At 68.8% G+C, this 19,914-nt stretch carries 21 protein-coding genes and 3 pseudogenes; 5 read left to right on the top strand and 19 right to left on the bottom strand.

What is annotated here, in order from left to right:
- Positions 1 to 534 (top strand): LuxR C-terminal-related transcriptional regulator (locus tag NN2_RS22040; RefSeq protein ID WP_169812430.1); only part of this gene is annotated, 534 nt, incomplete at its 5' end.
- Between the two features lie 52 nt (positions 535 to 586).
- Here NN2_RS22040 and NN2_RS22035 read toward each other — a convergent pair.
- From NN2_RS22035 to NN2_RS22010, 6 genes are all read right to left on the bottom strand, one after another.
- Positions 587 to 2,020 carry an MFS transporter gene (locus NN2_RS22035; RefSeq protein ID WP_063015763.1) on the bottom strand — a complete coding sequence of 478 codons (1,434 nt, stop codon included), beginning with the start codon at positions 2,018 to 2,020 and terminating at the stop codon, positions 587 to 589.
- A gap of 42 nt (positions 2,021 to 2,062) precedes the next feature.
- The gene (locus NN2_RS22030) at positions 2,063 to 2,878 is read right to left on the bottom strand and encodes an alpha/beta fold hydrolase (RefSeq protein WP_063015762.1); all 816 of its coding nucleotides are present in this window, start codon (positions 2,876 to 2,878) and stop codon (positions 2,063 to 2,065) included.
- Positions 2,879 to 2,922: 44 nt separating this feature from the next.
- Positions 2,923 to 3,291, bottom strand: a complete 369-nt coding sequence (locus tag NN2_RS22025; RefSeq protein ID WP_030518412.1) for a nuclear transport factor 2 family protein — start codon at positions 3,289 to 3,291, stop codon at positions 2,923 to 2,925.
- A gap of 98 nt (positions 3,292 to 3,389) precedes the next feature.
- Positions 3,390 to 4,496, bottom strand: a complete 1,107-nt coding sequence (locus NN2_RS22020) for an NAD(P)/FAD-dependent oxidoreductase (RefSeq protein WP_063015761.1) — start codon at positions 4,494 to 4,496, stop codon at positions 3,390 to 3,392.
- 64 nt (positions 4,497 to 4,560) lie between these two features.
- Positions 4,561 to 5,331, bottom strand: coding sequence for a maleylpyruvate isomerase N-terminal domain-containing protein (locus NN2_RS22015; protein WP_063015775.1), 771 nt, complete (start codon positions 5,329 to 5,331; stop codon positions 4,561 to 4,563).
- Positions 5,332 to 5,416: 85 nt separating this feature from the next.
- Positions 5,417 to 6,214 (bottom strand): alpha/beta fold hydrolase, encoded by a 798-nt coding sequence (locus NN2_RS22010; RefSeq protein WP_218022047.1) that lies wholly within the window; start codon positions 6,212 to 6,214, stop codon positions 5,417 to 5,419.
- Positions 6,215 to 6,533: 319 nt separating this feature from the next.
- On the opposite strand from NN2_RS22010, the gene NN2_RS22005 reads away from it, so the two are divergent.
- Together NN2_RS22005 and NN2_RS38985 are read left to right on the top strand one after the other, a co-directional pair.
- On the top strand, positions 6,534 to 7,223 hold the full coding sequence (locus NN2_RS22005) for a DedA family protein (RefSeq protein WP_063910838.1): 690 nt from the start codon (positions 6,534 to 6,536) through the stop codon (positions 7,221 to 7,223).
- A pseudogene (locus NN2_RS38985) lies at positions 7,220 to 7,621 on the top strand (alpha/beta fold hydrolase); the annotation flags it as partial. The gene NN2_RS22005 and the pseudogene NN2_RS38985, both read left to right, overlap by 4 nt.
- A gap of 16 nt (positions 7,622 to 7,637) precedes the next feature.
- On the opposite strand, the gene NN2_RS38680 reads toward NN2_RS38985, so the two are convergent.
- The 6 genes from NN2_RS38680 to NN2_RS21990 all read right to left on the bottom strand — a co-directional run bounded on the left by NN2_RS38680 (position 7,638) and on the right by NN2_RS21990 (position 10,171).
- Positions 7,638 to 7,793 (bottom strand): hypothetical protein, encoded by a 156-nt coding sequence (locus NN2_RS38680; RefSeq protein ID WP_227463019.1) that lies wholly within the window; start codon positions 7,791 to 7,793, stop codon positions 7,638 to 7,640.
- A gap of 56 nt (positions 7,794 to 7,849) precedes the next feature.
- Positions 7,850 to 7,990, bottom strand: coding sequence for a hypothetical protein (locus NN2_RS37330; protein ID WP_156055825.1), 141 nt, complete (start codon positions 7,988 to 7,990; stop codon positions 7,850 to 7,852).
- Between the two features lie 141 nt (positions 7,991 to 8,131).
- On the bottom strand, positions 8,132 to 8,758 hold the full coding sequence (locus NN2_RS22000; protein ID WP_063015760.1) for a nitroreductase family protein: 627 nt from the start codon (positions 8,756 to 8,758) through the stop codon (positions 8,132 to 8,134).
- Positions 8,759 to 8,917: 159 nt separating this feature from the next.
- Entirely contained in the window at positions 8,918 to 9,073 is a 156-nt protein-coding gene (locus NN2_RS37820; RefSeq protein WP_086007330.1) for a hypothetical protein, read from the bottom strand.
- Positions 9,074 to 9,196: 123 nt separating this feature from the next.
- Positions 9,197 to 9,577 carry a hypothetical protein gene (locus tag NN2_RS21995; protein ID WP_174555001.1) on the bottom strand — a complete coding sequence of 127 codons (381 nt, stop codon included), beginning with the start codon at positions 9,575 to 9,577 and terminating at the stop codon, positions 9,197 to 9,199.
- 57 nt (positions 9,578 to 9,634) lie between these two features.
- Positions 9,635 to 10,171 carry a helix-turn-helix domain-containing protein gene (locus NN2_RS21990; protein WP_063015759.1) on the bottom strand — a complete coding sequence of 179 codons (537 nt, stop codon included), beginning with the start codon at positions 10,169 to 10,171 and terminating at the stop codon, positions 9,635 to 9,637.
- Between the two features lie 62 nt (positions 10,172 to 10,233).
- Here NN2_RS21990 and NN2_RS21985 point away from each other — a divergent pair, with 62 nt between their 5' ends.
- On the top strand, positions 10,234 to 11,085 hold the full coding sequence (locus tag NN2_RS21985) for an alpha/beta fold hydrolase (RefSeq protein ID WP_082857172.1): 852 nt from the start codon (positions 10,234 to 10,236) through the stop codon (positions 11,083 to 11,085).
- Positions 11,086 to 11,095: 10 nt separating this feature from the next.
- Here NN2_RS21985 and NN2_RS21980 read toward each other — a convergent pair whose 3' ends face one another.
- Positions 11,096 to 11,971 carry a Cof-type HAD-IIB family hydrolase gene (locus tag NN2_RS21980; RefSeq protein WP_063015757.1) on the bottom strand — a complete coding sequence of 292 codons (876 nt, stop codon included), beginning with the start codon at positions 11,969 to 11,971 and terminating at the stop codon, positions 11,096 to 11,098.
- A 218-nt stretch (positions 11,972 to 12,189) separates the two neighbouring features.
- Positions 12,190 to 13,377 carry a PucR family transcriptional regulator gene (locus tag NN2_RS21975; protein ID WP_063015756.1) on the bottom strand — a complete coding sequence of 396 codons (1,188 nt, stop codon included), beginning with the start codon at positions 13,375 to 13,377 and terminating at the stop codon, positions 12,190 to 12,192.
- Positions 13,378 to 13,675: 298 nt separating this feature from the next.
- On the opposite strand from NN2_RS21975, the pseudogene tatA reads away from it, so the two are divergent.
- A pseudogene (gene tatA / locus NN2_RS36485) lies at positions 13,676 to 13,819 on the top strand (Sec-independent protein translocase subunit TatA); the annotation flags it as partial.
- Between the two features lie 3 nt (positions 13,820 to 13,822).
- On the opposite strand, the pseudogene NN2_RS36480 reads toward tatA, so the two are convergent.
- The 5 genes and pseudogenes from NN2_RS36480 to NN2_RS21950 all read right to left on the bottom strand — a co-directional run.
- Positions 13,823 to 14,275, bottom strand: a pseudogene (locus NN2_RS36480) (nucleoside deaminase); the annotation flags it as partial.
- Positions 14,275 to 15,354 (bottom strand): hypothetical protein, encoded by a 1,080-nt coding sequence (locus NN2_RS21965; RefSeq protein ID WP_063015755.1) that lies wholly within the window; start codon positions 15,352 to 15,354, stop codon positions 14,275 to 14,277. The gene NN2_RS21965 and the pseudogene NN2_RS36480, both read right to left, overlap by 1 nt.
- 35 nt (positions 15,355 to 15,389) lie before the next feature.
- A complete protein-coding gene (locus NN2_RS21960; RefSeq protein WP_063015754.1) occupies positions 15,390 to 16,358 on the bottom strand; it encodes an antibiotic biosynthesis monooxygenase in 969 nt (322 codons plus the stop codon).
- Between the two features lie 15 nt (positions 16,359 to 16,373).
- A complete protein-coding gene (locus tag NN2_RS21955) occupies positions 16,374 to 19,091 on the bottom strand; it encodes a molybdopterin-dependent oxidoreductase (RefSeq protein WP_063015753.1) in 2,718 nt (905 codons plus the stop codon).
- Entirely contained in the window at positions 19,088 to 19,909 is an 822-nt protein-coding gene (locus NN2_RS21950; protein WP_063015752.1) for an FAD binding domain-containing protein, read from the bottom strand. The genes NN2_RS21955 and NN2_RS21950 overlap by 4 nt, the downstream gene beginning before the upstream one ends.
- Between the last annotated feature and the right edge of the window lie 5 nt (positions 19,910 to 19,914).

Raw genomic sequence — 19,914 nt, 5'->3', positions numbered from 1 at the left:
GACTGGGCCGAGGCGGTCCGGCAGCCGTGGGCCGAGGCGCTCGTCTTGCGTTGCCGCGCACTGCTGTCCGATGACGACAGCGCCGAAGCGCATTTCACACGGGCGCTGGGGCTGCACGACCGCGAGGCGCGGCCGGTCGAATACGCCCGCACCGCGCAACTCTACGGCGAATGGTTGCGCCGGGCCCGCCGCAAGAGCGAGGCGCGAACGGTGCTGGCCGAGGCGTTGGACATGTTCGAGCGAATCGGCATGCGCCCCTGGGCCGAACGCGCTCGCGCCGAGCTCGTCGCGACCGGCGCCGCCCCGGGAGGGCCCGGCACACAATCGGATTCGCGACCGCCCGCGGTAACGGGACTCACCCCGCAGGAATTGCAGATCGCTCGCCTCGCCGCCCAGGGCCTGTCCAATCGCGATATCGCCGCCCAGTTGTTCCTCAGTCATCGCACCGTCGGCTACCACCTCTACAAGGCGTACCCGAAACTCGGGGTCACCTCGCGCGGCGAGCTGAAAACCATTGCGGAGCAACTGCATTGACGGATGCGGACATGCCGCTGCCCCGGTGGCGAACACCGGGGGCCGCGATTGTCTACTTGCGGAGGCGAGGCGACGGGAGCAGTTGCACCAGCACCGCGGTGAGCAGGCACAGCAGCGCCATCGGCACCAGGCTCGCGACGAACGCCGGGACGAATCCGCCGGGCGCTGCGAGCCGGTCGTAGAAGACGATGCCGACCACCGCGATCCCGACCGCGCCACCGACCTGCTGTGCGGTGGCCAGCACGCCCCCCGCGGCGGCCGCGTGCTCCGGCGTCACGCCCGCCAGCACGATGCCGGGCATCGGCACCAACGCCAGGCCCATCCCCGCCCCCGCGACGATCATCGCCGGCAGCAGGTCGAGCACCGAACCGCTGCCGCCGAGTTCGTGCGCGGTGAGCGCGAGGAGCAGATATCCGCCGGCCTGCAGCATCGCCCCGACGGCGACGACCTGCCGCCCGATCCGTGCCGCCACTCGCTCCGACAGCATCGAGGTGCACAGGTACGCCGCGCCCAGCGCGAGGAACAGCAGGCCCGACCCCAGGGCCGACAGGCCGCGCCCCTGTTGCAGATACAGCGCCAGGAACAGGAAGAACGATCCCATGGTCATCTGGTAGCTCAGCGCGATGATCGAACCGACCGCGAACGAGCGTTCGGCGAACAGGGCGGGATTCACCAGCGGCTCCCCGCCGCGGGCCGCCGATCGCCGTGCCGCGGCGACGAAGACGGCGACCAGCACGGCCGCGGCGGCCAGTGAGATCCACGTCCACAGCGGCCAGCCCTGTTCCCGGCCCTGGATCAGCGGCAACACCACAGCCACCAGAGCGGTCGCGATCAGGCCGACGCCGAGCCGGTCCAGCCGGGTGCCGCCGTCTCCGCGTGATTCGGGAACCAGCCGGGCCAGCACCGCGAGGGTGAGCGCACCCACCGGCACGTTGATCCAGAAGATGGTGCGCCAGCCCAGTCCGAACAGATCGGCCTGGATCAACAGCCCGCCGATCAGCTGGCCGAAGACCGCGGCCAGGCCCATCGCCAGCCCGTAGGCGGCGAAGGCGCGCACTCGGCGCGCGCCGGTGAACACCACGCTGATGATGCCCAGAACCTGCGGCATCAGCAGCGCCATCCCGGCGCCCTGCGCGATCCGGGCGACGACCAGTTCGCCGGCGCCCGCGGCCAGCGCGCAGGCCAGCGATGCGACGGTGAACACCGCCATGCCCAGGCCGTAGAGCCGGCGGCGGCCGTACAGGTCACCGAGTCGCCCGCCGGTGATCAGTCCGGCCGCGACCGCGAGGCCGTAGCCGGCGACCACCCACTGCATGGTGGCGCTGCTCGCGTGCAGGTCGGCCTGGGTATCGGGGATCGCGACGTTGACGATGAAGAAATCCAGAGTGGCCATGAAGATCCCGGCCAGCAGGACGAGCAGGGTGGCGCGTGCGGGTGGTGCGCTCGCCGGGCGGGTGCCGGAGGCGAGAAGGGTGGGTGTGGACATGGGTGTTCCTCGGGGATTGTGCTGCGGGACAAAGGGGTTCGCTCAGCCCTTGACGAATTCCAGGAGATCGTTGTTGAACTCGGCGGCGTGCGAGGTGTAGAGGCCGTGACCGGCGGTCGGGTACTCCTTGTAGACGGCCTGCGGCATCAGTTCGGCGGTGCGCCGGCCGGTGACCTCGGCGGGTGCGGAGAAGTCCAGGGCGCCGTGCACGATCAGCGCGGGAACCGTGATGCCGCGCAACGCTTCCCGGTTGTCGCAGTGGAAGACCGCCTGCTGCATGTGCAGCGTCGCCCACGGCGCGGTGGACAGGCACTGACGGTAGGTGACGTCGACCTGTTCCGGCGAGACGTCCGGGTTGAGGTGGGTGTTGAAGTAGATCTGCGACTGGCGGGCCAGCCACCGGCCGCGATCGGTGCGCACACTGTCCAGCAGCGCGTCGAGCATCGCCTCCGGGATGCCGTCGGGGTTGTCGTCGGTGGCCTTCATGAAGGGCAGGATCGCCGCGAGGAAAACCACTCGGGCGACGCGGCTCTCACCGTGGCGGGCCAGATACCGGGCGATCTCCGCGCCGCCGGTGGAGTGCCCGACCAGGGTGGCGTCGTGCAGGTCGAGATGATCGAGCAGGGCACCGAGATCGTCGGCGGTGGTGTCGATGTCGTAGCCGGTGGACGGGCGATCCGAGCGGCCGTGGCCGCGCCGGTCGAGGGCGATGCAGCGGTAGCCGCGATCGGTGAAGTACGGAATCTGGTACTCCCACATCTCGGTGTTGAGCATGGCGCCGGCGACGAAGACGATCGGCTCGCCCGTGCCGTAGTCCTCGTAGGCGAGGGTGGTTCCGTCGGTGGTGGTGAAGTACATGACCGGTCCTTTTCTGGGAGGGGGAGAGAAGTGTCGGGGAGGGATCAGGCGCCGGTGGGCACCTTGTCGAGGAAGCCGAGGATCTGGCGGATGCGGCCGTCGTCACCGAGCACGGCGACGTCGAATCCGATCACCAGCGGCTCCTCACCGGGCCGGCCCAGGTGCCAGGTGAAGCGGGCGATGCCGTGGTGGCTGTCGATCGGGCCGCCGAGACCGAATTCCAGTCCGGCGAACTGCTGCTGGACCGCGGCGACGGCCGCGTCGAGGCCGGCGTGACCGCGCACCGACACCAGCGGATCGGTGTACTCGGCGTCGTCGGTGAGCAGGTCGGCGATCTGCGCGGCGCGGGCGGTGGGATCGGTCTCGTTCCAGACGGCGAGGTAGCGTTCGACCAGGTCGTTGATGTCGCTCACGGGATTCTCCTTCGTGGTGGTGACGTTCCGACCACAAAGTTATGGAGTTCCGGGCGACCGGGAATCTGTCGCGCTTAAGTACTTTCGACGGTAGTGCTCTACCGGTCGGCGGCGGGATCGCCGAGGCGCCGCGACGGGTGCACGGTGGCGGCGGGTTGTCCGGTGGTGATGCTGTCGGCCAGTGTGGCGCCCAGGACCGGGGCCAGTTTGAACAGATTGTGCCCGGCGAGGAAGGTGGCGGCGCCGTCCTGCCAGGCGGCCAGACCGTCCTCACCCCACGGCAGCCGGGTCACCCAGCAGTGCACATAGCCGTCCGGTTCGGGTGCGAGTCCGGGGAGTGCGCGGCAGACGTAGCCGGCGGCGCGGTCGGCCAGCCCGGCCAGAGCCGCGGGATCGACCGATCCGCCGTCGCTGCTCGGCACGGAATCGCTCAGTCCGAGCCCGTACTGCGTGTTGCCGGGGAAGGCGGCGGCGTAGATGCCGGTTTCGCCGAATGCGCCGCTGCTGTCCTGCAGCGTGGCGAGTGTGGTGGGCGGCGCCGATCGCGGGCGGAAGGTCACCCGGACGTGCGCTGACACCTGGACCGGCAGGGCGAGGCCGAGTGACCGGGCCAGCGGCGCGGTACCGCGGCCCGCACAGACGACGACGCTGCCGAATTCCGAACAGGTTGTGCCGGTGCGTACTTCGACGGTCCCGGCGGCGGTGTGCCGCAGCGTGAGGACGTGGTCGGTGACCAGCGCATCGCGCAAGCGATCGGTGAGTGCGTCGATCGCGGCGACGGTGCGGATGGAGCCGCCGGTCGCGTCCAGCATGGCCGGGCCGTCGTAGTCGGCCAGCGGTGGCAGCCGGGTCGCCAGCTCCTCGGCGTCGATACTACGGGCATCGACTCCGGGCGTCCGCCGCAGGATCTCCAGCTTGTCCGCGACGCCGGCCCCGAGCGCGACCGCCCCGTCCCGCGAAATCAGTTCGGTGCCGAAGTCGCTTTCCCACTCGCGCCAGATGCGACGGGCGGCCACCGCCATCTCGACCAGCCGGGGATCGGTGTGGGCGTGGCGGAAGATCCGGGACTGACCGGCCGATTGACCGCCGCCGGGCCGGCCCGACTCGTACACGGTGACCGAGAGCCCGGCTCGGCGTAGCGCGTGAGCCGTGGCCAGGCCGACGATTCCGGCTCCGACCACGGCGACATCGGTTGCGGCACCCATCTCCGCGGACTACCCGCCCCCGCGGTGCGCAATCCCGGCACGGCGCCGGCCGATGGACGGGGATTCAGTATCCGGCGAGCAGCGCGCGCAGCCGGCCCAGTTCCTCGGGGCCGGCGCTGCTGTGCCAGCGCGTCGGATCGGCGGGGCGGCGGCCCCACAGGAACAGCGCGCGCACGGCCGGATCGCTTTCCACCGTCGCCTGCCCGTGCGGCGGCACCAACTCGATGGAGTTGCCGTCCGGCTCGGCGACGACCAGGACGTCGTCGGTACCCGGTGCGCGCAAGCGGCCCTCGATGCGGCCCTCGGGGCCGAAATCGATATCCCTGCTGCCGCGCGCGAGCAACGGGAGGCCGACGTCGCGCACACTGTGGCGAGTTATCCACGGCTGCATGAGCATGTCGATCGCCGTCGCGTCGTCGCCGGTCATATCCCAGCGGTGCAACACCATCTCCTGACGCATGTGCTCGAGGAAGAAGTCGGGGGCGACGGTTCGCCCGGTCCAGCCGATCGCCTCCAGCGGAGACAGCGTGTCGATCACCTCGGCGGTTTCGACGAGTTGTTCGCACCGGTCCACGAACGCCGCCCATAACTCGGCGTCCGGCATCGCGCGGTAGGGCGCCTCCCGCTCCTCGAAACCGCGGGTCGGCACCGGGCTGCCCGCCGCGTGGGCGGCGAGCACCCGGGCAAGCTCCTCCGTGTTGCCGGTGTTGTGGATCAGGACATCGCGCACGGTCCAGCCTTCGCACCAGGTACCCGCGTCGGGCCGGCGCGACTGTACGGCGCGGGCGAAGGCCTCCCATTCCGGCAACGCCTCGGCGGCACTGTGTGAAACCATCGGCATCTCCTCCGACCGGGCCTTTCGGAGCCCGGTGTCGCGGCGGATCCGTTCTGATCCGGGCATACCCCGCGGCTGCCGGATGTCACCGGACGATTCGGCCGCCCGGCCCGTATTCCTCGATGATCCGGACTAGTTCGGCGGCGACCAGCCCGGGCCGCTCGGTCGGCACCATATGGCCACATCGCTCGGCGACGACATGCCTGCCGTGCGGGCGTGCGGCCCGCCGTCGGTGCGCGGCGTCGATCGCCGCACGCGAGCGGGCCGAGATACCGGTGGAGGGCGAGTCGGCGGACACGATCGTGACGGCGAGCTCGCGTCGGTCGGGGTCGGTGCGCCGCAAGAGTTCGAGATCGGTGGTGTGACAGGCTAATTCGGCGGCGCGGGTGCGCATCGCCGCGACCGTGAAGCCCTCGGCGCGGAAGTCGGCGCGGGCATCGGCGGGCAGCGCGGCGAGGACGTCGCGATAGGCCAGTCGCAATGCGCCGAGACGTGCGAGTGCGGCGCTGAGCCGCTGCCCGGTCCTGGCCGCCCGGCGCGACGCCGCGGTGAACAGCTCGTCGCAGAACTCGTCGGTGGGATCGACCAGCACCGTGCCCACGATTCGGTCCGGTCGGTCCGCGGCGGCGACTCGCACGATCGGGCCGCCCCAGCTGTGGCCGACCAGTACGAGCCGCGGTGCGGCGAAGCGCTCGGTGAGGTGGTCGAGCAGATCCACGAGGTCGTCGGCCAGGCGCCGGAGTCCGCGCGGCGCGGTGTCGGGGGCACTGCGGCCCAGACCACTGCGGTCGTAGACGACGGTCGCCGCGTAGTCGTCGAATTCTCGCTGCACCGCCGCCCAGTACGAGCGGGTGCAGGCGAGTCCGCTCTCGAAAACGACCAAGGGCGAACGGTTTTCGTTCCGTCCCGGCCGATGCATGTAGTACAGCCGGCGCCCGTCGCGGGTGGGCGCCGTGCTCGCCGCGCCCTGGCTGTGCGGTGCGGCCGGATCGGCTCGCGGTCGTACGGATCGTCCCGGCCGAGCCCCCTGTGTGCTCCCAATCACATTGGTTAGCCTAACCTCGAGCCGGCACCGAGGTGGTGGCGAGGGCCCCGCTGGAGCGATGAGCGGGTCGCTCGCCACCCGAGTGCGCCCTCGGCCGGATCGGGTTCGGGGACGCGATCCTGGGCACTCGCCAGAAGACCAGGAAGGTGTCGATGGGATGAACCAACTGCAGGATCTCGTCACCGGCGCGGCCGGGTCGCCATGGGTGTATTTCGCGCTGCTGGGCGTCTGCATCGTCGACGCGTTCTTCCCCCCGGTCCCCAGCGAATCGGTAATCGCCGCGCTGGCCGCCATCGGCAGTTCGACCGGGAAACCCTCGGTGTGGCTGCTGATTCTCGCCGCCGCGGTCGGCGCGATCATCGGCGACAACCTCGCCTACACGATCGGCCGCGCCATCGGCACGGATCGGTTCGCGTGGATGCGCAAGCCGAAGATCCGGCGGGCGTTCGACTGGGCGCGCGGCATGCTCGACAAACGAGCGGCCCTGCTGGTCATCACCGGCCGCTATATCCCGGTCGGTCGCATCGCCGTCAACATGACGGCCGGGGCCACCGAATACCCTCGCCGGAAATTCGTGCCGCTGACGGTGATCGGTGGTGTCAGCTGGGCGGTGTATTCGGTGGCGATCGCCAGTGCGTTCGGGCGCTGGCTGCGCGATCAGCCACTCCTGGCCGCCGTGATCGGCATCGCCTGCGCGATCGTCCTCGGCTTCCTCGTCGACCGGATCGTGCGGCACTTCTTTCCGAGCACGGGTGAGGAAGAATCCGGCGACACCCGTCACGACGACAGCCGGCGAGAGGACGAGGCAGGGGAGCGGGCGGAAGCGCGCCGGGGACAAGGCTCATGACGCTCGCGGCGGTGACTTGTTCGCGCACAGTCAGGGGAAGGCACGGACATGGACACGTTCACGCACGCAGGATTCGTCTTCGACGTCACCGATACGCCGCCGACTCGGGCAGCGGAGCGGCGGACACCGTGTTGCTGCTGCACGGATTTCCGGAGGATCGCCACTGCTGGGATGCGATGACACCCGCACTCACCGCGGCGGGCTATCGGGTGCTGGCACCGGACCTGCGGGGTTACTCGCCGGGTGCGCGCCCGGTGGCGCGTTCGGCTTATGCCACGGCTCGCATGACAAGTGACGTGTACGCCCTGGTGGACGCGGCGGGCGTCGAGCGCTTTCATCTGGTCGGCCACGACTGGGGTGCCGCCCTCGCGTGGTCCGTCGCCGCCGAGCGGCCCGCCCGATTGAAGTCCCGACTCAGTCGGGTGGTTCCTGGGCGTTCTCCTCGGTGCCGACATCGTCGGCGACCTCCCGGGTCGCCATCCCGCCGTTGTCGCCCTCGTCCACCGGTCCGGGCCGCCCGCCCCGCGGTTCCTCGGTGTCGTCGTCGTTCGGATGATTCGGATGGGACATGATGCGTCCTTTCTCGAGGTTCGTAGCGGACTACCTCGACAGCCGAGCGGCAAACGCTAGAGCGAGATCAGCAGCACCCCGGCCGCGACGATCAAGGCGGCCCAGACCATCAAGACGAGGACGGCGGAACGGTCGTCCTCGGTGTCGTTCGGGGTGGCCCGGCGGCGACGGTGGGAAGCGGTGATCGAAACGTTCACGAGCTCTCTCCTTCCGCGATCGGTCGATACTCCAGACCTACCCCGAACCCCAAGCGCCACAACATGTCTCACTCGAGTGGCATATGGGTTGTCTCACAACATCCGGAAACCCGGTGGCTTCGAACGTCTTCCGGAACGCGCTCACCAACCGTTGATGTGCAGCACCGAGTCCGGATCGACGCGCGGGCCGGGCCGGAAGTCGGTGCCCTTGGTGTAGGCGACCGGGAGGAGCACACCCTGACGGACGTCGTCGGGAATGCCGAGAATCTGCGCGACCTCGCGCTCGTACTGCAAATGCAGTGTGGTCCAAGTGGTTCCCAGGCCGCGTGCGCGTAGTGCCAGCGCCAGGCTCCACGCCGCCGGGAGCAGCGAACCCCACAGCCCCGCCTGGTTGTCGGGCAGCGCCCCGCTGGTGCCCGTGCTGATCGCGCCGATCACCAGCACCGGGACCTCCGCCATCACCTCGCGCAGATAATCCGAACTGGTGGCGATGCGGGCGGCGCTCTCGTCGGCGGGTTCGCCCCCGGCCTCCCGGTAGGCCAGATGTGAGCGCCGGTAGTGCTCCGCGACCTGCGCCTTGACTTCCGGATCGGTGAGAACGATCCAGTGCCAATGCTGCCGGTTGCCTCCGGACGGTGCCTGCAAGGCCACCTCCAGCGCCTCGCGGATCACGTCCAGCGGTACGGGCCGGGTCAGATCCAGACGGCGGCGCACCGCACGCGTGGTGGTCAGCAATTCGTCCGGGGTGAGCGGAAGCAGTTCGGTCACTACGGGTCTCCTTCTGGGTCGGCGTATACCGTCCAAGGATGCCCGACGCGGGTTTTGTTCCCTGAGCCGAAGCGATGCGGTCCGCACCCGCGAATGGCGAAGCGCGTACTCCCGCCACACGGTGGGAGTACGCGCTCCGGAGAAAGGAATTCGCCGTCGCTAGAAATAATGTGCGCGGCCGGCGACCGGACGTCCGAACGCTCCGAGCAGGGCCAGGATCGCGCCGATCACGACGGCGATGATGCCCAGAGTCCAGAGGATCGGGATGCTGAAAACGAACCCGAGTACGAGGAGGATGACTCCCAGAATAATCATGTGAAACTCTCCCTTTGCCTTTTGTTATCCAGGCGCTGCCGCGTTCGGCCGTACTGCGATAACAAATCGCAGATACCCGGCCTCGAAGGCCGTAAACAGAACGTCTCGGGAGAGAAAGCGGCGTCAGGGCGCGCGGGCCAGCCACCGCCAGCGCGGCAGTTCGGTGCCGACGGTCGCGACCGCCAGTACGGTGACGAGCACGGCGACCCAGGCCGGCCAGGCGAACCAGGCGCCCAGCACCGCCGCGGCGATCAGCACCAGCATCATCGCGATGGTGGCCCAGCCGGGGACGGCGACGAGGACCTGCTTCTTGTCGCCGCGGGTCGCGAGGATCGCCGGGACGCCGATCAGCACGACCACCGCGATCACCGCCGCCACCACGGACCACGACGCCAGCGCCCACGGCGCCGCGACCCACGCGATCAGTTCGATGGCGACGCGCGCGATGGCCGGCCCGCGGCCCTGCTCGGTGAGATTCGGTGAGACATCCGCACGTTCGGACATGTCGCTCAGCCTCGCACGTCCACCTCCCGCACGCATGACGAACGCCGTGCGACTGCCTCAGCCGGGCGTTCGCGCGCCGGGAAACATGATCGGGCTGATCAGATAGGGCCGGCGATCCGGGCCGGGACCGTTGCCGCTGACCGAGGCGACGACGCGGCGGAACCCGTCGAGCATGGCGTTGCGCTCCTCGGGTGAAAGCCACAGCGTGCCTTGGCGATAGCCGACCGAGTCCGCGACCGGATCGGCGTCCGGCTCGGCGAGATAGGCGTCGAATTCGGCGATCAGGACGGCCATGGCGGTGGCGAATCCGCGGCGGTGGTCGTCGAGTGTCATGGCCGCGGCCGCTTCGGCGTCGATCACGGGACGGTCCGCGCGCAGCCGATAGGACCGCTCGACCGCACCGCGAACCCGCCGCTCGTCGGCGACCTCCAGGATGCCGCCCTCCACCAGGAGGCCGAGGTGCCGGTAGATCGTCGTCCGGGGCACGTCGTGCAGGCGGTCGCACAACTCGCCCGCGTTGCGCGGCGCGTCCCCGGACAGCGCGTGCACGATGCGCAGTCGCACCGGATGCAGAAGGAGATCGGCAGGGTCCATCGCTCAACTATCCCATTATTGGTACCATTTCCAAAGTTGGGATTGATCGAGAGGGGATTCGGATGCGGAACGTGCCAGGCGAACGAATGACGGTGCGCGGCATCGAGATCTATGTCGAGCAGGGCGGTGCGGGGGAGACCTGCGTGCTCTTCGAATCCGGCGCCGGCGCCGGGCGCACCCTGTGGGATCCGGTGCTGTCCCGGCTCGGCGATGTCGTGCGGACCGTCACCTACGACCGTGCCGGCCGCGGCCGCAGCACCCGGGTGCGGCCGCCGCAGAGCATCGACGAGATGGCGGCCACGCTGGCCGCGCTGGTCGAGGCACTGGCGCCGCGTCGGCTGATCCTGGCCGGGCACAGCATGGGCGGGCTGATCGTGCGCCGCGCCGCGGAAAATCTTGTGCCGCAGCCGATCGGTATGGTGTTGGTCGATCCGACTCCGGAAGCGGCTCCCTTCTACGCGGACTGGGCGGCGACCGCGGCGAAGACGGATCGCGTTCTCGCGGTGCAACAGTCGCTCGCCCGGGTGCGCCCGGTGATGCGGGTGCTGACGGCCTCCTACGGACGGATGTTTCCCGCCGACACCTACGAGACCATGCTGCGGGAGGATTTCAGCCCCGCCGGCATCGCCTGCACGCGCAGCGAATTCGATGCCTTCGCCACCGGCATCGGCCCGTTCCGGGACAACCCGCCGCAGCCGCCGCGCGGCGAGGTCGTGCTCATCTCCGCGCGGCGCGCCAACCGGTTGCATGCTCGCCACCACGACACCATTCGCGAGTACCAACGCCGATTCGCCGATCAGGTGAGCGGCCGATTCGAGGACGCCGACTCCGAGCACATCGTGCCGGCCGAGTGCCCGGATCAGGTGGCCGCCGCGGTGCTCCGGATGGCCGGCGCACCCGAGCGCGCGGTGTGACGAACGGTGCTCAGGAACCGAACATCCGCGCCAGCACCGTCACGACGCCGTCCTCGTGGTTGGCGGGTGCGAGGTAGCGGGCGCGGGCACGAACCTCGGGGTGCGCATTGGCCATCGCGAACGACCACCGCGCGGCATCGAGCATCTCGAGGTCGTTGAGGTAGTCGCCGAACACCGCGGTCCGGGCGGGCGGGATCCCGAGCGCCTCCTGCAGCGACTGCACCGCGCGACCCTTGTCCGCGTCACGGCTCATGATGTCGATCCAGTGTTGCCCGGACACCACGACCTGCTCGCGGGCGGCGATCGATCCGAACACCCGCTCGGCTGTCCGCTCGGCATCGGTGAAGTCGTAGATCGCCAATTTCAGCACCTTGTCGGTCACCGCGGTGAGGTCGTCGACGCGCTCGAGGCGGGCGTAGTATTTCGCCGCCTCGTCGACGAATGCCGGATCCGTACGCTCGATATAGGCGCTGTCCAAGCCGCACACCACCAGACCGAGCTCGGCGGCGTCGGGTGCTTCCCGCACCGCCCGCACGACCTGGTGCACGATCTCGACATCGAGGCAGGTCGCGGACACGGTGACGCCGGAATGCACGACGAGACAACCGTTCTCGGCAATGTACGAGACCTCGTCCGGCGCCTGCTCGAACAGGGCGGCGAGTGTCGCGTATTGCCGCCCGCTGGCCGGCACGAAGGTCACTCCCCGCGCCCGCATCACGTCGAGCAGCGGCCAGAACGTGTCGGGCACGGCACCGGAATCCGTGAGCAGAGTGCCGTCCATATCGCAGACGACCAGTCGCACATCCTGGTCACCGGGCGGGATCGAGGACCACGAGGGTGGTGCCGGGACCGTCGAACGGGCCAGGGCGCCACTGTCTTCCGGCATGTCATCCGTCGATCCGCTACGCACCTGCCCACTTTCGTCGTCGACCACGCCGCCCCGAACGCGCCACAGCGTTGTGCGAGGTCGTCGTGTCTGGCCTCTCCGTGGCCAGTATGTATGCCGTCCGGTGCGACGGTGCGATGCCCCCGGCCGCGGGCCCGTGCCGCGCATTGAGCCGCAGCGCCGCGCTCCACCTCGGCCGCATCCGGCCCGTCGGATTCTCAGCGGGCCGGTGTGTGCGCACGATAGGCGCGGGCGACGAGCGCGGCGCGGACCTGGAGCAGCCCGGACGGGGAGGTCGGATCCACTCCGATCAGCCGGCCGATGCGTTTGAGCCGGTAGTCGACCGTATTGGTGTGGACCCGCATCTCGTGTGCGGTGCGTTGCCGATTCAGTTCGTTGCCGCAGTGCCGCACCAGGGTTTCGGTCAGTTCCGGATGGTCGTCGAGCGGGTCGAGGAGGGTGCCGAGGATTTCCAGCGCCGGTCCGGGCCGCGTGAGCTGGTATTCGAGGGCCAGGTCGCGCATGCGGTAGAGCCCGGGCCGGCATCGCAACGCGTGCACGGTGTCCAGCAGTTCGTGGGCTTGGGTGGCCGCCGCGGGGACAGCCGCGCGGGCGGCGTGGACCGCGGTGGCGGTGATCGGTGTCCGAGTCGCCGTGGCCAGCGTGTGCACGACGTGATCGAGACAGCGGTCGGAACCGACGAACGGGTAGGGCAGCAAGACGGTGCCGCCGCTCGGGGACAACTGGAACAACACCGCGCCGTTGCCCATTCGTTCCAGGACGGCCCGGGCCCGGCGCATCGCCAGTCGCGCCTGAACGGACACATCGGCCGCCGGAGCGTGCCCGGCGGATTCGGCCGGCAGCGAGATCGCCAGCACGTGATAGTGGTCGGCGAGTTCCACTCCGCATTCCCTCGCCGCCGCTGCGGCGGACCGGCCGCCGAGCAGCGCGGAGGTCACCGCGTCGCTGCTCGGCCGGTAGTCCTCGGGCGCATCGGGGACCGTCGCCGAATAGGCGTCCGCGACACCGGTGGTCACGATTTCGAGGGCGTCCAGCACACGGCCGACCGACGTCATGATCGTGTCGAGGTTGTCGCCGGAAGTCCGCAGCGCCTCCAGGTGCAGCCGGAATGTTTCGAACACCGTGTGATGAACGGTCTCCAGGCTCGAGCCGCGCCGGGCCCAGCGGTCCGCGGCCTCGGCCAGTCGTGCGGCCGCGCTCGAACAGCGTCCACCGGAGGACAATTCGCGCAGCACCTCGTGGCAGAGCCCGGTGATCTCGTCGGCCGGTGTGGCGTGCGGCAGGTGTGGGCTCGGTGCCCGGGCGGTTCGTTCCCCATCGTGTTCGGCCCACTGGACGGGCAGCTGCTCGACGGACGACGGGGCCGCGGCGATCTCGACACCCATGGCAACCTCCAGCTGCGGTCCGGCGCACGTCAACCGCGGCCGGTTCTTCGACTCTCTACCTGCCGGCCTGGTGGCAACCATGTCGGCAACGCACGTATGTTACTTCATATTCACGTTCTATGGCCTTTTTGGTGAGACTGATCGAAGCAGGTAAGAGAGCAATTCGCTGTGCGTATCGGCTCAGCAAGTTATCATGGACTCGTTCAATGATGCCGCCGGAGCGAACGATCTCGTCGGCGGAATCCGCCGAGCCGGTGGTCGCCGTCGGAGCGACTGCGGCGCACGAACGGAGGTTTCGATGGGTTCGTTGAGTCCGACCCACTGGCTGATCATCGCACTGGTGATCGTGGTGTTGTTCGGCGCCAAACGCCTGCCCGACGCCGCCCGCGGTCTCGGCCGCTCGTTGCGCATCTTCAAGAGCGAAATGAGCGAAATGCAGTCCGGCGACTCCATCGGCTCGCGGCAGGTAGCGCATCGGCAGCCGCCGCTCATCCCAGGGTTTGGCGAACTCGGCGTAGAAGGTGCCGGGCTCGAAATACGTCTCGTTCCCGCCCGCCAGGTACGGCGCGCAATCCTCGCGCGTGGCCAGGAAGACGACCTCATCGGGCGCACAGTGGTACAGCGCCGCCAGGCACATCGGGCACGGGTGGGCGATGGCGTAGACCGTGCAGCCGGTCAGATATTCGGTGCCCAACGTCCGGCACGCCGCGCGGATGGCGCGGATCTCGGCATGGTCGGTCGGATCATGAGTGGTGCGAACACAATTGCTGCCCTCGGCGAGGATCGCGCCGTCCTTGACCACGACGGTCCCGAACGGCAGTCCGCCCGCGGCGACACTGGCGCGAGCGATGTCGACGGCACGCTGTGCGAAATCCGCGGGACTCGTCGCCTCCGGCATCAGCCGACCGGCTCCGGCCGGACCGGGCATCCGACGTCCTCCAGCCGTGCCGGGCCGGTTCCCTTGGCGGGATCGGTCTTCCACGGCCAGTCGTCGGAACGGAACGGCGCCAGGGACGGCAGCACCGCTTCCCGTCCCCGCGCGGCCATTTCGCGTGCGATGGCCGCGCGCCCGCCGCCACCGAGCAGTTCGGCGTCCATGAGGTAGTAGTCGCGGAAGAACACCATGCCCAGCGAGCGGTCGGCGACGATACGGCCGAGTACGTCGAGCAACTTCTCGGGTGTGGTCTCGAATTCCGTCGTCTCGACCAGCAGCAACCGGTCGCCCATGGTCTCGGTGCCCATGAACTGGACGAGAACGCTGTAGAGGATGTTGTTCTGCCGCGCGACGTACAGCGAGTTGCTCACCGCGTAGGTGCGCTCCCAATCCTCGCCGAGGCTCGCCTTCCAGTCGTCGAGGACCGACATCCAGTGGCCGACCTGAGCTCCCGAGCCGATGCCGATGGACCGGGCCGAGTAGGGCTCGGTGTCGCGGATGTACGTCTCGACGTCGTCGTAGCGGTAACCGCCCCGGGCCAGGCATTCGTCCATGAAGGTCAGATTGCGCTGCAGGATCGCGTGCAGTATCGCGCGGTCCTCGTCGGAGATGTCCAGCGCGTCGAGGCTGTCGAACGCCGTGCGGTGCTGAGCCCGGTACATCTCCAACGGGGGACGCCACAGCTGATTGGCATACGCGTCGGAGAGGTACGGGGCGAGGATCTCGTAGATCGCCATGGTGCTGTGGCCCACCGACTTCGCCAACTGGTAGACGATCGGCACCGGCGGCGCCACTTCCGGTTCCCGGCCGGGGCGGTACAGGATCATCTGCCCGCCCGCGCCGGTGAACAGCGCCAGGATGATCGGCACCTGGTCGAGCATGTTCTGTTTGAATTTCTCCAGCGAGGTTTCGTACAGCTGCATCATGGACGCGTTCAGCGCCAGGACCGCCTGTTCGGCGACGGTGCGGGCGCTCGCGGGCGGTTCGTCGGCGATCACCGGGCGCATGAAGGCCGGGATCGCGCTGCCGTCGGTTTCGGTCATTGTCGTCACTTCTCCTTCTCGAATGTGGGCCGGTCTCACGGCAGATGCCAGAACACGGTGGTCACCAGCCAGAACAGCACCGTCCAGAACGTCATCACCGCGGCGATGAGCACGGTCCCGCGAATCTCGATCGCCTTCCGCGCCGAACCCGGGGGCGGCTGCAGCCAGCGTTCGAGCAACGGATTCACATAGCGCGGCATCATCACGAACGTCATGACGAAGCTGGACAACAGATTTCCGATCAGCATGCCCAGCCACAGCGGCAGCCCCGCCGGCGCCATGGCCAGCGAGAGCAGCACGACCGTCGGATACAACCCGACCCACACCGCGATCGACGTCTTCGTCTGCGAGGGTGGGTGTGCGGGGTCGCCGTCCTCGAAGGCGAACCAGCTGCCGAACGAGTTGTCGATCGTGCGTAAGTGGAAGTCGCTGAAGCGTTTTCCCTCGTCGAGTAGTCGCTGCCGCTCGGTGGAGGTCAGCCAGCGGTCCAGGTCGGCGGCGCTGTCGTAGCGGTAGAGCATCGTCCACTCGTCCTGCACGCCCTCGATCGGCCGGAAGATCTCCGAGCCGCGGAATCCGGGAAACCTGTTCTCCGCGCAGCGAAGTCGTTCCTGCCAGGCCAGGAACTCGTCGATCTGGTCGGGAAGGACCCGATGGGTGACCACCGCGGTGACGAGGGTGTCGGGCGGGGCCGCCGCGCCGGTGACGATCTGCTGCGTGGGCGGGCCGTCGAGATAGCGCCGGCCCTCGGCGAGGCTGTCCTGGCGGGTGGCGCTGTTGATCCACGCGCGCAGATTCGGAATCGAGTCGAATCGGTAGATCAGCGACCAGTGCGCCCGCGGATACGCGGGCGGATCGATCTCCGCGGCAATGAATCCCGGATACTGCGAGGCCATGCTGTTGAGCCCGTGCTGCCACGCCAGGAACGCCTCCTCGCAGCCGGGACGAACCTTCTCACCGATGATGACGGTGGCGGCGTGACCGGCCGGCGTTTCGCGGGGCATGGGTGGTCTCCCGGCTCAGCCGGTCGGGGTCAGCCGGGTCGGTCGCAGGGCCCGGAAGATCCGGTCGGGCGTCAGCGGCAGTTCGCGATAGCGCACACCCGTCGCGTCGTACACGGCGTTGGCCAGTGCCGGTGCGACCGGATTGATACAGGATTCGGCGATGCCCTTGGAGCGCACCGGACCCGCCGAATCGGCCGACTCCACCAGGAGTACCTCGGTGCGCGGAGCATCGGCACAGGTGGGGATGCGGTAGTTGCGCAGCGTCGGATTGGTCATGACGCCGTTCTCGTCGACGAGATGGCGTTCGGTGAGGACGAAGCCGATGCCTTGGACCACGCCGCCTTCGATCTGTCCGCGCACCTGCGCGGGATTGATGACGACACCGGCGTCGGCGGCCTGCACGCTGTAGAGAATGCGGATCTCGCCGGTGACGCGGTGCACGGCCACCCGAAAGCCGTGCGCGTTGCAGGACAGGCTGCGGGGTGAGCCGTAGGCCTTGCGTGATTCGGTCAGCCGCACCCCGCGAGCCCGCGCGGTGGCCGCCAATTCGGTCAGCGGGATGCGGTGCTCGCCGCAGCGTACGGCGTCGTCGTCGAGTGTGCACGAGGTCAGGCCGACGCCGGAATCCGCGGCCGCGAAGCGCAGGATGCGTTCGCGCAGCGCGGCCGCCGTGCGCTGAACGGCGTTGCCCGCGACGAACAGTCCGGCGCTGGCGAAGGCTCCGGTGTCGAAACCGGTGCGGTCGGTATCGGATTGCACGAGCCGGATGCGGGCCGGGGTGGTGCCCAGTTCGGACGCGGCGATCTGAACGTGCGCCGTCGAGGTGCCCTCGCCGAATTCCACAGTGCCGATACCGATGTCGTAGATCCCGTCGTCGCCGAGGGTGGCCAGCCCGACGGATATGTGTTCGGTCGGCGGGGCCGTCTCGTGTATCGAACCGGCTGCTCCGGTGCCGATCAGCCAGTTCTCGTCGAGGGCCTGCCCGTCGGGATGGGCGCGCAGCGCGGCGTCGACCCGGTCGATACACGCGGACAGCGTGTCCTCGGTGAAGGCCACGTCGTCGGCCTCGTCGTGTATCGCCAGCAGCGCGTCACCGGGGCGAACGATGTTGCGGCGCCGCAATTCCAGCGGATCCATGCCGAGCGCGACGGCCAGTTCGTGCATCGCCGACTCCATCGCGAAGACCGGTTGCGTCATGCCGTAGCCGCGCAGCGCGCCGCTGGGCACGGTGTTGGTGTACACCGAGTAGCCGTCGAATTTCTTGTTGGGGCAGCGGTACATCGCGACGGCGGAGCCGCCGGCGAACAGGGTTTCGCCGCCGTGGTTGCCGTAGGCGCCGGTGTTGGAGACGTTGCGGAACTGCAGCGCCGTCAGGGTGCCGTCGGAGCGGGCGCCGAGTTTGACCGTGATCTTCATCGGATGCCTGGGGGAGGCGGTGGTGAATTCCTCTTCCCGGGTGTATTCGAGGCAGGTAGGGCGGCCCGTATCCAGCGTCGCCAGCGCCACGAGGTCTTCGCTGATCACTTCCTGCTTACCGCCGAAGCCGCCGCCGACCCGCTTGCAGAACACCCGGATCTGGTCGGGCCGCAGATCGAACAGGTGGGCCAGCTTGCCCTTCGCGATCCACGGCGACTGCGAGCTGGTGCGCACATGCAGCCGGTCCTGTTCCATCCAGGCGATCGACCCGTGCGTCTCCAGGTGCGCGTGCTGCACGCGCGGTGTGAGGTAGGTGCCCTCGTGAATGACGTCGGCGGCGGCGAAACCCTGTGCCACATCGCCGATCTCGCCGTGCAGTTCGATCAGGACGTTGTGCGAGGGATCCTGTACGAACGGGTCGTCGGAACCGTGCAGCTGCGGCGCGCCGAACTGCATCGCCTGCTCGGGATCGAAGACCGCGGGCAGCACCTCGTACTCGACGACGATCCGGCGACAGCCCTCTTCCGCGGCGGCGACCGAATCGGCCAGCACCGCCGCCACCCGCTGCCCGGCGAAGCGCACCACATTGTCGAGGATGTAGGTGTCGTCGGGGTCGACGAGATGGTCGGTGTGGATCGCGGTGGTGAACAGTTTGCGTGGCGCATCCTTCCAGGTGTAGACGCGATGCACCCCCGGCATTGCCAGCGCCGCGGATTTGTCGACGGAGACGATGCGCGCATGCGCGTGGGGCGAATGCAGCACCTTCAGATGCAGCATTCCTTCCGAGGCGGTGTCCATCGTGTATTCGGCGCGTCCGGTGACCACGTCGGTCCCCGCGGGCGCGCCGACACTCGTGCCGACGGCCCGGCCGGGCGCGGCCGTCTCGACCGCGGCCACGCCGGCGATCGCATCCTCGATCGCCCGATAGCCGGTGCAGCGGCACAGATTTCCCTTCAACGCGTGCGGAAGGTCCTGTTTCTGCTCGTCGGTCAGCGCGGACGCCGTCATGATCATGCCGGGGGTGCAGAAGCCGCACTGGAATCCGGGGGCGTCGCGGAACTGCCGCTGCATCGGGTGCGGAGCTTCCGGCGAACCCAGGCCCTCGATCGTCGTCACCGCGTGCCCCTCGGCGCGGAATGCCGGGGTGATGCAGCTGTGCACCGGCCGGCCGTCGAGCCAGACCGTACACGCGCCGCAGTCCCCGGCGTCACACCCCTTCTTCACCCCGAACCAGCCCAGGTGGCGTAGAAACGTCCGCAGGCACTGACCGGGGTTCGGTTCCTGCGAGAACGTTTTGCCGTTGACCCTGTAGGTCATTTCGGGCTCGCGATTTCGGTCCGCAGTTGTTCGGCGTAGTGCTTCGCGAGATGTTCGCGATGCTCCGGAGTGCCGTTGGGGTCGGCGAACCATACGTGCGCCGGAATCGCCTCGACGTGGTCGTGCAGGGTGTGCGCGTCGGGTGCGGTATCGAAGTGCAGGACAACCGGATAGGAGGTTGCCGCGGTGAGTACCAGGGTCAGATCGTCGGCGTCCGGTGTCCGGGTGGCGACCATGTATATCGTGGAGCGCCCGAGTGCGGTCAGCGTGAATCGGCGCTGCGCGTGCGCTTTTCGCAACGCGTCGATCGGAATGTGGATACTTCGCAGAATTTCCCCCGGCCGCAGCACATTCCGGTGATTGCCGACGACGAAATCTTTCGCCGCGACGGTTCTTTCCGTTCCGTCCGCCGCCCACAATCGATATGTGGCCTCGAGAGCCACCGTCACGGTGATCATCGGGCCGGCGGGCAGCGACATGCAGATGTTGCCGCCCACCGTCGCGGCGTTCCATATCTTGAACGACGCCAGGAACGCCTCGCAGCCGGAACGCAGCAGGCCGGCGGCGGGCCAGTCGCCCGGCGGCTCGAACTCGTGCAACTCCCTGATCGTGCACGTCGCGCCGATTTCCAGGCCCTGGGCGGTAGGAACCAGGCTCGGCCAGCCGAGCGCCACGAGGTCGATCAACCGGCGGACCGCGGGCTGTGGTTCGGAGAACAACCATGTTCCTCCGGCCAGCCACGCGTCTCCGGCGCACCAATCCGGACCCGGTGCGGTCGAGGGCCGGCGAATGACGTCCTCGACGGTGTTCAGATCCATACGAG

It is taken from the genome of Nocardia nova NBRC 15556, assembly GCF_001613005.1.
In the GTDB taxonomy this organism is placed as follows: domain Bacteria; phylum Actinomycetota; class Actinomycetes; order Mycobacteriales; family Mycobacteriaceae; genus Nocardia; species Nocardia nova.
This window is presented reverse-complemented; position numbering and strand designations above follow the sequence as displayed.

What these genes read in the sequence shown, in the direction of transcription:
- NN2_RS22005 (WP_063910838.1), top strand. Translation starts at nt 6,534, where the DNA reads ATGAACCAACTGCAGGATCTCGTCACCGGCGCGGCCGGGTCGCCATGG.
- NN2_RS21995 (WP_174555001.1), bottom strand. Translation starts at nt 9,577, where the DNA reads ATGTCCGAACGTGCGGATGTCTCACCGAATCTCACCGAGCAGGGCCGC.
- NN2_RS22035 (WP_063015763.1), bottom strand. Translation starts at nt 2,020, where the DNA reads ATGTCCACACCCACCCTTCTCGCCTCCGGCACCCGCCCGGCGAGCGCA.
- NN2_RS22015 (WP_063015775.1), bottom strand. Translation starts at nt 5,331, where the DNA reads ATGGTTTCACACAGTGCCGCCGAGGCGTTGCCGGAATGGGAGGCCTTC.
- NN2_RS21990 (WP_063015759.1), bottom strand. Translation starts at nt 10,171, where the DNA reads ATGGACCCTGCCGATCTCCTTCTGCATCCGGTGCGACTGCGCATCGTG.
- NN2_RS21955 (WP_063015753.1), bottom strand. Translation starts at nt 19,091, where the DNA reads ATGACCTACAGGGTCAACGGCAAAACGTTCTCGCAGGAACCGAACCCC.
- NN2_RS21965 (WP_063015755.1), bottom strand. Translation starts at nt 15,354, where the DNA reads ATGACCGAAACCGACGGCAGCGCGATCCCGGCCTTCATGCGCCCGGTG.
- NN2_RS21985 (WP_082857172.1), top strand. Translation starts at nt 10,234, where the DNA reads ATGCGGAACGTGCCAGGCGAACGAATGACGGTGCGCGGCATCGAGATC.
- NN2_RS37820 (WP_086007330.1), bottom strand. Translation starts at nt 9,073, where the DNA reads ATGATTATTCTGGGAGTCATCCTCCTCGTACTCGGGTTCGTTTTCAGC.
- NN2_RS21975 (WP_063015756.1), bottom strand. Translation starts at nt 13,377, where the DNA reads ATGGGTGTCGAGATCGCCGCGGCCCCGTCGTCCGTCGAGCAGCTGCCC.
- NN2_RS38680 (WP_227463019.1), bottom strand. Translation starts at nt 7,793, where the DNA reads ATGTCCCATCCGAATCATCCGAACGACGACGACACCGAGGAACCGCGG.
- NN2_RS21950 (WP_063015752.1), bottom strand. Translation starts at nt 19,909, where the DNA reads ATGGATCTGAACACCGTCGAGGACGTCATTCGCCGGCCCTCGACCGCA.
- NN2_RS21980 (WP_063015757.1), bottom strand. Translation starts at nt 11,971, where the DNA reads ATGCCGGAAGACAGTGGCGCCCTGGCCCGTTCGACGGTCCCGGCACCA.
- NN2_RS22020 (WP_063015761.1), bottom strand. Translation starts at nt 4,496, where the DNA reads ATGGGTGCCGCAACCGATGTCGCCGTGGTCGGAGCCGGAATCGTCGGC.
- NN2_RS22030 (WP_063015762.1), bottom strand. Translation starts at nt 2,878, where the DNA reads ATGTACTTCACCACCACCGACGGAACCACCCTCGCCTACGAGGACTAC.
- NN2_RS21960 (WP_063015754.1), bottom strand. Translation starts at nt 16,358, where the DNA reads ATGCCCCGCGAAACGCCGGCCGGTCACGCCGCCACCGTCATCATCGGT.